Source organism: Dysgonomonas sp. Marseille-P4677 (genome assembly GCF_016652235.1).
In the GTDB taxonomy this organism is placed as follows: Bacteria; Bacteroidota; Bacteroidia; order Bacteroidales; family Dysgonomonadaceae; genus Dysgonomonas.
The window spans coordinates 1-12,049 of sequence record NZ_JAEPKU010000134.1 but is presented as its reverse complement, the minus strand read 5'-3'; the positions used below and the strand labels follow the sequence as shown (position 1 = coordinate 12,049).

At 37.2% G+C, this 12,049-nt stretch carries 7 protein-coding genes; 3 read left to right on the top strand and 4 right to left on the bottom strand.

What is annotated here, in order from left to right; translation table 11 throughout:
* Positions 1–214: 214 nt before the first annotated feature.
* Positions 215–1,684: a RagB/SusD family nutrient uptake outer membrane protein gene (locus tag JGH11_RS16675; protein WP_201113706.1), complete on the bottom strand. Its 1,470-nt coding sequence runs from the start codon at positions 1,682–1,684 to the stop codon at positions 215–217.
* A gap of 30 nt (positions 1,685–1,714) precedes the next feature.
* Positions 1,715–4,819: a TonB-dependent receptor gene (locus JGH11_RS16670; RefSeq protein ID WP_201113704.1), complete on the bottom strand. Its 3,105-nt coding sequence runs from the start codon at positions 4,817–4,819 to the stop codon at positions 1,715–1,717.
* A gap of 568 nt (positions 4,820–5,387) precedes the next feature.
* Between JGH11_RS16670 and JGH11_RS16665 the strand changes: the two genes are divergently transcribed.
* The 3 genes from JGH11_RS16665 (at position 5,388) to JGH11_RS16655 (ending at position 9,767) form a co-directional block, all read left to right on the top strand.
* Entirely contained in the window at positions 5,388–6,293 is a 906-nt protein-coding gene (locus tag JGH11_RS16665) for a sugar phosphate nucleotidyltransferase (protein ID WP_201113702.1), read from the top strand.
* Positions 6,294–6,415: 122 nt separating this feature from the next.
* Positions 6,416–7,414, top strand: a complete 999-nt coding sequence (locus JGH11_RS16660) for a class II fructose-bisphosphate aldolase (RefSeq protein WP_201113700.1) — start codon at positions 6,416–6,418, stop codon at positions 7,412–7,414.
* A 259-nt stretch (positions 7,415–7,673) separates the two neighbouring features.
* Positions 7,674–9,767 (top strand): S9 family peptidase, encoded by a 2,094-nt coding sequence (locus tag JGH11_RS16655; protein WP_201113698.1) that lies wholly within the window; start codon positions 7,674–7,676, stop codon positions 9,765–9,767.
* A gap of 58 nt (positions 9,768–9,825) precedes the next feature.
* Here the strand turns inward: JGH11_RS16655 and ahpF are convergent, their stop codons facing one another.
* On the bottom strand, positions 9,826–11,391 hold the full coding sequence (ahpF, locus tag JGH11_RS16650) for an alkyl hydroperoxide reductase subunit F (protein ID WP_201113696.1): 1,566 nt from the start codon (positions 11,389–11,391) through the stop codon (positions 9,826–9,828).
* A gap of 59 nt (positions 11,392–11,450) precedes the next feature.
* A complete protein-coding gene (ahpC, locus tag JGH11_RS16645) occupies positions 11,451–12,017 on the bottom strand; it encodes an alkyl hydroperoxide reductase subunit C (RefSeq protein ID WP_201113694.1) in 567 nt (188 codons plus the stop codon).
* Positions 12,018–12,049: the final 32 nt, after the last annotated feature.

Below are 12,049 nucleotides of genomic sequence, written 5' to 3'. Positions count from 1 at the left end.
TGCATATTTCAGATATGGAATAGAAATCCATTTCCATGTATCGACAAATTTCATTGGCTAATTTTTCACTATACTTCGACATTACAATTTGTTTTATGAGTTACAATCTGAAGTATAGATAAATATACTGAAAATCAATTATTGACACCCATAAAAAAGAGCTGTAGGACTATACAGTCTACAGCTCTTTATAATATATTGAGTCTATCTAATACTACTTATTCAAATTCGGGTTATTTTGAGTTTCCGAAGCAGGAATAGCAAAAATGTAATATGGACTATCAGCTTTAAATGCCGTTCCATCAGGGAATTTCAGAATAGTATGTCCTTGCACTGTTAATGTCTTATCACCTACAACCACAGTCGTATTGTCAGGTACCTGCTTTCTTTCTACAGATCTTTTTCTTCGCTTAATATCATATAAAGAAAAGCCTTCACCAAACAATTCTTTCCTACGCTCGATAAGGATTTTATCTACAAGTTCATCTTTCGATAATCCGGAAAGATCAGGTTGTTCCGCACCGCGCTGAGTTCTCAATTCATTCAGTTTTTCTATTGCTTTGTTCAGCAGATTTTGTTCAGCTAATGCTTCTGCTTCGATCAATACCATTTCAGCTTTACGCATCATCACAATATCGGCTGTTTGGTCACTTTTAAATCTGAACTTTTTGTACATCAATCCCCCCTCAAAACGAGTTGCATCCCATTCGAACAATTGAGTACGAATATCACTCTCATCAAACAGGTCTTTGAAATACGGATCGGCCATAAAACTGTAATAGTAAGATGAAGTAGACGATACATCCAAATAGTGAAAGTTATAGCTGGCATTACTCTGGTCAGCAGTTTGTCCGTGCCCCCAAATCCATTCAGGATTGTTCTGATCGTTAAAACCTCCGAGGTAATCAGTTTGGGCCATCCATTTATATGGAGTCTCAGCTTCTTTTGCATATTTCTCGGCATCTACCCAAGATTCGGTTTGCAGATATAGGCGTGCCAAAAGACCGGAAATAATACTTTTATTTATCTTGTGCTTAGATGTACCGCCACTGTATGAACCAATTCCTTTGTATGCTTCCAACAGATCATCTTCGGCTTGCTTGTATACTTTTTCTACAGTTTCTCTTGGATTTCCCTCTGTATTTCTATTAGTCGGAGTCAGATAAATAGGCACACAAGGTTCATTCAGATTGTCTTTATAGTTACCTGCAAAATATGTAGCCAGATTAAGATACATGTATCCTCTCAGAGCATACGCTTGTGATTTTACTCTAACTTTTAATGCCGCATCACCGGGAACCCCATCTATTTTTGTTATCAAATGGTTCATATTGTCTATCGTTTTATATGCGATAGCCCAGATATTTTGTACAGTTCCCGAACTTGTGCTGACTGTAGCCGAAAATGAGTATTGAGAATAAAAGCCATATTTATTTGGCTGCATGGCCACATCACTCCCCATAGCATCGCTACTGCGGAACAAACATGCCCATCCCGGATTTGCATAGGTATTAAATGTTTCCATCATATACGACCATGTACCATTCAATACCTTTTCTGCATTTACTGCATTATCAAACACTACATCTTCTGCTGCCGCATTAGTAGGGTTAGTTTCCAAATCGCAAGATTGGAGCGAATAACCCAAAATTGCAAATATGATTATATATAATACTTTTTTCATTGTTTTCTGTTTTTTCGGATTACTAACTAGTTAGAATGTAAGATTAACTCCTACTGATCCTGTGCGCATAGCCGGATAACGGAAATAACTAACACCGTTGATGTTTTGTTCCGGATCAAGACCTTGTTCGCCAAATATTGTAAATAGATTTTCTCCCTGTAAGAACACTTTACAATTGCTTATATATATCTTTTTTAGTAAAGATTTAGGCAAATTGTATCCTATCGTCATATTTTTCATACGCATATAGCTGGCATCTACGAGGAAGCGCGTCGATGTACTTGTCCAAGAATTGGAATTTACTGTTTGCAGACGCGGAATATCCGTATATCTATTTTCAGGTGTCCAGTGATCCAACATATCTACAGACATAGAACGTCCGGCACTGCTACCATTGTGTAAAATATATAATTTATCCTGATTGAACAGTTTTCCACCAATAGAGTAAGCAAAAAGCGCAGAGAATTCAAAATCTTTGAATGTGAGATTTGTACTGAATCCACCTACCAGATCGGGAATGGCACTTCCTTTAACAATTTTAGATTTAGTTGTATTCGCATTGTTATAGGTTTTTGTTGGAACTCTCTCGCCATTGTCGTTGGTCATGTACCACTGAGGTAATCCATCCTCCGGGTCTATACCGGCCCATTCCACCATAAAGAAGTCGTAAATAGATCCTCCTTTTCGTAATAATTTAGTACCCGAAATAATTTGCTCTTGCGGCAGTTCAGTTATTTTGTTTTTATAATGAGTTGCATTTACTGTTAAATCCCATTTAAGATCTTTAGTTTCAATGATACGACCTGTAATAGAAAGTTCTACCCCATAGTTTTTCATTGCGCCGATGTTGGCCGAAAGACCTGAATAACCTGTCGATAATGGTTTTGGAATTTCAAATAATAAATCTTTTGATCTGCGGTTGAAGTATTCGAAAGATCCTGTCAACCTGCTGTTGAAAAAGGCATAATCAAGACCAATATTCAGATTCAGATTCGTTTCCCATTGTAGGTCTTCAGTATCCAAACGAGATGTAACAAAACCTGATTCTCCCAGATTATTTTGTATCTTAAACAAAGCTTTGTATGCATAATATTCACTTAGGTTGTCATTTCCCTGTCCACCATAGCTGGCACGAAGAGAAAGTTTGTTGATAGCTCCGATATTCTTCATTAAGTCTTCTTCAGATATTCTCCAAGAACCTCCAACAGACCAGAATGTACCCCAGCGACTTTTCGGTGAGAAACGAGAAGAACCATCACGGCGAATCGAAGCAGAAGCATAATATTTATTATTATAATTATACTCTCCACTACCAAAATAACTCAATAACTTATATTGATCCGAATATCCACCAAAATCTACAAGAAGGCTTGCTGCATCGGGGTCTTCGAAACTTAGAGCCGGAAGTCCGCTGCGTTGACCGTAAAAGTTAGTTGTGTTATATTCATAATACTCTTCGGCAAGGAATTTGAGGTTATGCACATCTTCCACTGTGGTTTTATATGTGAATACATTATTACCTGTAGATCCTGTAGTGCGATAATTATATTTTGTAACAGAACCTTTTATATCATTCTTTATTTCAGGACCTATACTTGGGTTGTAATAGTTGTGATTGTTTCTGTTCGTATAATCGATATTGATACTACCTCTGTATGATAGGCCCTTATATATATCTATTTCTACAGCAGCTCTGATGGATGCCATATCCCTTATTACTCTATTAAAATCGTAAGGAGCAGTACCTAGATGATTGTTACCACTAGATGCAGAAGATGGCCTATAATCTCCAAAATCATATTCTTTCTTACCATCAAGAAAATCTCCTGTATTAGGATCTCGTTTCCAAATAGGATAAAAACTCGGAATCAAACGAGCTGTAAATAAAGCATTTGCTGTAGAGGTGTCATCACCCTTTGGCGCATTTTGTTTCGAATGAGTAAGTCCTATACTTGTAGAAACACGCAGCCACGGCTTAAGATCAGAATTTAGGTTTACACGACCTGTATATCGCTTAAAATCCGAAGCTGGAGCAATACCCTGATCGTCAAGATAGTTGAGTGAGATATAATAAGTCGTTCCCGCACTACCTCCAGATATACCTACATTTGTTTCCAAACGATGAGCATCTTGGGTATACTCATCCGACCAATTATCGTTCCATAGAGGGGTAGCACCTGCCACCATATTACCATTTGTATCTACTGGTTTCGGAAAAGCTGTACCATATGGATTCATATTGTTAACACCTAAACGTGCTGTTAGATTATCAGTTGCGTATTGAGCAGCCGCATCCGGAGTAGCTCCGTTTACATAAAGTTGTTGATTGCGCATAGCTTCCCATGTCATCTGGAAATACTGATTGGTAGTTACCTGTTTGTAATCTTTTACTGCACGTCCCGATATACCGTATGTAAAGCGGGCGTCTACAACAGCTTTCTCATTTTTACGGCCTTGCTTTGTTGTAATGATAATAAGACCATTACCTGCACGTGAACCGTAAAGAGCAGTCGAGGCTGCATCTTTTAGTACGTTTATCGATTCTATATCTGCCGGATTCAGAGAGTTGAGACTACCATCATATGGAGCACCGTCTACAATATACAATGGCTTACTGGATGCGTTGATAGATCCAACTCCACGAATGAATATGTCAGCATCTGAGCCCGGCTGCCCGGAGGCAGCTACCGATTGCACACCCGAAGCAGTACCTTGAAGCAAACGAGAAACACTACTCACCTGTGATTTCGAAATATCTTTTGCTTTTACGGTCGAAGCCGAACCTGTATATCCTGCTTTGGATGCAGTACCATATGCTACAACGATAACATCGTCTAATATATTTTCGGAACTCTCCATAGTTACATTAATGGTATTTGATGCAACTATTACTTCTTTTGTTTCATATCCTATATAGGTAAAAACAATAGTTTTTGATTTTTCGGCAGCAAGTGAATACTTGCCGTCCAAATCCGTTATCGTACCACTAGTGGTACCTTTTATTGAAACAGCTACACCTATAAGAGGTTCGCCATCTTGGTCTATAACTGTACCTCTTACAATATTGCCAGTTTGGGCAAGAACAAGAGATACGTTTAGTAGAGCAATAAAGAAAGTGATTATCTTTAACTTCATGATAACTAAAATAAAATTATATAATAGATTGAACAGTTATATTTTTATTCGATTTTAATACGGTGGAATACTACTCTAATGTTTATCTTTTCTTAAGTTATTTTCTTCAAATAATAATATCACGGATCGTTTACGATCCATATCAATAAAAGCACTAAAAACAAGTAATATCTTAAGGATATTTTTGGCAAATATAACAATTATTAGATATTAAAAAAATACCTATATTATGGTATATTAGCTATTTTTGGGTTTTGCCAATATTTTTTTGTTAAAAAGAGTCTGCATCTACTATCTTTTTGCTTTTATTTTATATTTTTAACACATTCTCCAGTTTTATATTCGTATATAATATAGTACTCATTTAATTTTAATTAAAAAAGGTTTATATCTAGTTTTTGAATATATCTATCTCATCCCCCTGTGTGTGTAAGAAAGGATAAAATCCTAAAGTCAAGAAAATTATCATTCTGGCATATAAAAGGTCAATAATTATATAAAATTATTTATTTTAAGTCTTAAAAGTTTATCTTTGTGACTCTAAAAAATAACTATAAAATATTTTATTATGAAACCAACCTTGTATGTGCTTGCCGCTGGTATGGGAAGCCGTTATGGAAGCCTTAAGCAAATGGACGGACTAGGTCCTAATGGAGAAACAATTATGGATTATTCCATCTATGATGCTCTAAGAGCCGGATTTGGAAAAGTTGTATTTGTTATACGTAAATCATTTGATGCAGAATTCCGTGAAAAAATCGTGTCAAAATATGAAAATCATATCCCAGTGGAAGTAGTCTACCAGGAACTGGATAATTTGCCCGCCGGATTCACACTGCATCCGGACAGACAAAAACCGTGGGGCACAAATCATGCCGTTATGATGGCTAAAGATGTTATCAACGAACCTTTTGCCGTTATTAATGCAGATGATTTTTATGGACGTGAAAGCTATGTTATCTTAGCCGACCAATTGAATAAAATGGTAGATACAGAGAATCATTATTGCATGGTAGGCTATCGCTTAAGTAATACCCTCTCCGAAAGTGGAGCTGTTGCACGAGGAGTTTGTGAAACCGATGATCAGGGCTTCTTAAAAAGTGTTGTGGAACGTACCCATATCGAGCGCAAAGATGGAGACATACAATATAAAGATGCTGAAAACTATTGGTATAAACTTGGGGAAAACACTCCGGTTTCGATGAACATGTGGGGTTTTACGCCCGACTATTTCGAACACTCTGAAAAATACTTTGTTAAGTTTTTAGAAGCTAACATAGGGAATCATAAAGCGGAGTATTTTATACCGTTGATGGTAGATCACCTTATTGTTAATAAAACAGCTGATGTAAAAGTATTGGATACTCCGTCAAAATGGTTTGGAGTAACATATTCTGAAGACAGACCTTCGGTAGTTGAAAAAATACAAAAACTTGTAGAAAAAGGAGAATATCCGACTCCGTTATGGAAATAACACGGAATAGGTTATTTTATCTTATTTTAAACCCTAATCTCGCATAAATTTGTTATTTTTGCATCGGTTTAAGAATATATGATTTATTCACAATAATTATTATAAATAAAAACTCAAAAACAATGGTAAGTTACAAAGATTTAGGGCTAGTAAACACGAGAGATATGTTTGCAAAAGCCGTAAAAGGAGGATATGCAATTCCTGCGTTTAACGTCAACAATATGGAGCAGTTGCAAGCTATCGTTCAGGCTGCTTCAGAAACAAAATCTCCGGTAATTGTACAGGCTTCTAAAGGCGCTCGTCAATATGCTAACCCAATCTTATTACGTTACATGCTTCAAGGAGCTGTAGAATATGCAAAAAGCTTAGGATGGGAAAAACCACAAATCGTTCTTCACTTAGACCATGGTGATACTTTCGAAACTTGTAAAGACTGTATCGATTCAGGGTTCTCTTCTGTAATGATCGATGGTTCTCATCTTCCATATGAAGAAAATATTGCTCTTACAAAAAAAGTTGTTGATTACGCTCACAAATTTGATGTAACAGTAGAAGGTGAACTTGGAGTATTAGCAGGTGTAGAAGATGAAGTATCTTCAGATCATCATACATACACAAGACCAGAAGAAGTTGTAGACTTTGCAACAAGAACAGGTTGTGATTCTCTTGCTATTTCTATCGGTACTTCTCACGGAGCAAACAAATTTACTCCGGAACAATGTACTAAAGACGCTAACGGACATCTTGTTCCGCCTCCATTGCGTTTCGACATCTTGGAAGATATAGAAAAAGAACTTCCTGGATTCCCTATCGTTCTTCATGGTGCTTCATCAGTTCCACAAGAAGAAGTGGCTACTATCAATAAATATGGTGGTGCGCTTAAAGATACAATTGGTATCCCTGAAGAGCAATTGCGTAAAGCTGCAAAATCGGCTGTATGTAAAATCAATATCGACTCTGATAGCCGTTTAGCTCTAACAGCTGCAGTTCGTGAAGTATTTGCTACAAAACCGGCTGAATTCGATCCACGTAAATATCTAGGACCAGCTCGTGACAACATGAAAAAACTATACAAACACAAAATTGAAGAAGTGTTGGGTAGTGCAGGAAAAGCTGAATAATTAGATTTTCTTCTATTATAAAATAAAAGAGTTGGCTATTGAAAGTCAACTCTTTTTTGTTATAGCCTGAACCGAACATATATGACGATTATTATTGAGTACTCAATCTGAGAGATAATCTTTATTGAAAGATATTGTTCAGAGACCAATTCTCATAATATATTTCCATATAAAATACTGATACAATTAATTTCAAATCAATATTCGCTCCTATCATAAAAAACTAATAACTTTGAAGGCGTAAAAACAATTAAACTATATGAAATACAAATTAATTATGGCATTATTTCTGGGAGCTGCAATGATTGGCTGCAATTCGGCAGACAAGAAAACAGAAACAGACAAAGAACCTCCTATTATAGGAAAAGCTACAGTTGTTGCCGAAAACGGCATAATGACTCCCGAAATCCTTTACAGCTTCGGACGTATAAGTGATGTACAGATATCTCCTGACAAATCGAAGGTTCTGTATGGAGTTACCTATGTGAGTATAGAGCAGAATAAGACTAACAGAGAATTGTTTACAATGAATGTAGATGGTTCGAACAAAAAGCAAATCACTCAAACTCCTAAAAGTGAAAATAATGCTATATGGATAAAAGGAGGAACTAAAATCGCATTTTTAAGTAGTGATAGTGGTTCATCTCAGATATGGGAAATGAATGCTGACGGCACCCAACGAACTCAAATAAGTGAAATTGAAGGTGGTATCGACGGTTTCTCATACTCTCCTGACGAGAAAAAAATTATGTATATCAAAAACGTTAAATTTGGAGAACGTACTGTAGATAAATATCCGGATTTGCCAAAAGCTTCAGGACGTATTATAGATGACTTGATGTACAAACACTGGGATCATTGGGTGGAAGAAATACCTCATACATTTATAGCAGACTATGATGGCTCTAAACTTTCTAATAGTATAGATATACTGGATGGTGAACCTTACGAATGTCCAATGCTTCCTTATGGTGGTACAGAACAGATAGCTTGGAGTCCTGATAGTAAGACAATCGCTTATACCTGTAGAAAGAAAAAAGGGCTGGAATATGCACTCTCTACCAACTCAGATATATACTTATATGATATAGAAACCAAACAAACATCGAACCTTACCGAAGGGATGATGGGCTATGATACAAATCCGACCTTCTCTCCCGATGGAAAATATATTGCTTGGCAGAGCATGGAACGTGATGGATACGAATCTGATAAAAATAGAATGTTCGTACTAAATCTGGCTACTGGAGAGAAAATATATGTAACCGAGAAATTTGATTACAATACTGATTTCCTTACATGGAATGACAACGAAAGCATTTATTTCATATCATGTGTAGAGGCAAAAACACATATATTCAAAGCCTTCGTTCACACTAAAGAAATTAATCAAATTACAAAAGGAGACTATGACTATGAATCTTTCGGTATATCCGGAGATAAATTAATAGCCTTGCGCCACTCATTGTCTGCCCCGAATGAAATATATACTGTAAATACAGCCAATGGAGAAGCAACAGAAATAAGCTTCGAGAATAAGGAAATAATAAGTCAATTAACAATGGGTAAGGTAGAAGAACGTTGGATACCGACTACTGATGGCAAAAAGATGTTGACATGGGTTGTATATCCTCCTAACTTCGATCCAAATAAAAAATACCCTGCCCTACTCTATTGTCAAGGCGGTCCTCAAAGCACTGTTAGTCAATTCTGGTCTTACCGTTGGAATCTGCAAATGATGGCGGCGAACGGATATATTATTGTGGCTCCAAACCGCAGAGGTTTGCCGGGATTCGGACAGGAGTGGCTTGAGCAAATTAGCAAGGATTATGGTGGTCAGAATATGAAAGACTATCTATCAGCTATTGATGCTGTGGCTAAAGAACCATTTGTTAACGCAGATAAGCTTGGATGTACGGGTGCCAGTTATGGAGGATTCTCTACATATTGGTTAGCAGGAAATCACAACAAGAGATTCAAAGCATTCCTTTCTCATGCCGGCATATTCAATCTCGAAGCGCAATATCTGGAAACAGAAGAGATGTGGTTTGCCAATTGGGATCTAGGAGGCTCGTTCTGGGATAGAAACAACTCTATAGCTCAGCGCTCATATGCTAATTCTCCACATCGGTTTGTAGATAAATGGGATACTCCTATTATGATTACTCATGGTGAACTAGACTACCGTATATTAGCATCGCAGGGTATGATGGCTTTCAACGCAGCCAAACTAAAAGGAATACCTGCCCGCATGCTTATTTATCCAAATGAAAACCACTGGATCTCTCAACCTCAGAATGGAGTCTTATTTCAACGTGAGTTTGCTCGCTGGTTCGATACCTATCTGAAATAATTAATAAACAAAAAAGGATACCAGTATGATTGGTATCCTTTTTTATATCAATTTATCGTTAGTCGATTATATTCCAGACATTACCTCTTATACGATCCTCGAAAGCCGAAAGAGAAGCTTTAGCACCCTCTCCCATCGATATTATAATCTGCTTATAAGGAACTGTTGTAACATCTCCTGCCGCATATACACCCGAAACGTTTGTACGACAATGTCCATCTACTTCTATCTCTCCGAAACGATTAGTATTAACCAGATCTTTAAAGACTGAACTATTTGGAGCTAACCCTATTTGAACAAAAATACCATCCAAATCTAAAACACGCTCCTCATCGGTTGCCCTATCTTTCACTTTCAGTCCGGTTACTTTTTCGTTTCCTAATACCTCTGTAGTTTGAGTGTTCAGTATTATTTCAACATTCGGAAGACTTTTAGCTTTATTTTGCAATACTGTATCCGCCTTCAACTCTTCCATAAATTCGAATACAGTAACTCGTGAACAAATTCCTGCTAGGTCTATGGCAGCTTCTATCCCCGAATTTCCGCCTCCTATTACAGCCACATGCTTTCCTTTGTAGAAAGGGCCATCGCAGTGAGGGCAGAATGCTACGCCTTTTCCTATGTATTGCGATTCTCCGGGTATATTCAATTTTCTCCAACTGGCTCCAGTAGCTATAATAAGGGCAGATGTGATAAATCTCTCCCCTCCACTAACGTGGATCAGTTTATTATTCTCCTCTACTTTCTCAACTTTTTCTACTTTTCGGTGCTCGAGTAAGTCTATCGAATAATCCTGCATATGCATCTTTAGATTAGCAGACAATTCTTCTCCTGTCGTTTTACTTACAGAAATAAGATTCTCTATACCTACAGTTTCTTTAACTTGTCCGCCTATACGCTCAGCAAGTAAGGCGACCTTCAATCCCTTTCTAGCAGAATATATGGCAGCAGAGCAACCTGCAGGCCCACCTCCAACGACAACAACGTCATAGTTCTTAATTTCCGAATCAGTACTTTTTGTATCCGATCCGTATTTTTCTTCAAGTTTTACCAACAATTCAGCAAAATCACCTCGTCCAACATGTATTAATTTGCCATCGGCAAATACAGCCGGAACTCCTTGTAGTTTTAAAGCATCTACTTCTTCCTGGTTTATGGCACCATCAACCATTTCGTGACTTATTTCCGGATTAGAGATAGCCATTATATTTAACGCTTGAACAATATCCGGACAATTAGTACATGTAAGTGATACATAAGTGGTCAAATGGATAGGCCCCTTTAATGCTTTTACTCGGCTTAAAATAAAGTCATCGGGAATATTCTTCCCTTTTCCATCACTATTTAATACTGCTAAAAGTAAAGATGTAAATTCATGCCCATTAGGAATCCCCCTAAACTTGACGCCTGTGTTTTGCCCATCTTTTAAGAGTATAAATTCAAGGCCATTTCCATCATTTATTTGGCTCGATAGTTTTGGCGAACAAGATACTACATCTCCAAGTAGCTCTAATAACTCGCTACGACTTTCATGTTGCCCGGAAACTTTTATATCGAATACATATTGAGAGTTTAGGTCAGCGAAAAGAGACTTTAACTGTTCTTTTAAGGATGTGTCTAACATATAATTTTTTCAAATAGTTTGTAAAAAATAAGACCGGCCTAAGACCGGTCTTGTTATTTCTAGATCTTTCCGACCAAATCAATACTAGGCTTCAACGTTTCTTCACCTTTCTTCCATTTTGCAGGGCACACTTCACCATCGTGAGTAGCAACAAACTGAGCAGCCTCCACTTTGCGAAGAAGTTCGTCTGCATTACGGCCAATTCCGTTATCATGAATCTCAGCAATTTTAACTTGCCCTTCTGGATTCACTAAGAATGTACCTCTATAAGCCATTCCATCTTCTTCTATCATAACACCGAAAGCACGGCTAAGAACACCTACTGTATCAGCAAGCATTGGATATTTGATTTTGCGAATACTTTCTGAAGCATCGTGCCATGCCTTATGCACGAAATGTGAATCTGTACTTACAGAATATACTTCTACTCCCATTGCTTGAAGCTGCTCATATTTATCAGCAACATCAACCAACTCTGTAGGACAAACAAATGTAAAGTCAGCCGGATAAAAGAAGAAAATTGCCCATTTTCCTTTTACATCTTCATGAGAAACTGTTTTGAACGCACCATTGTGGTAAGCCTGTACTTTAAATTCAGGTAATTGTAAATTAATGATTGACTGCATAGTAATTTTTTATATTAATATTAGAATTATAA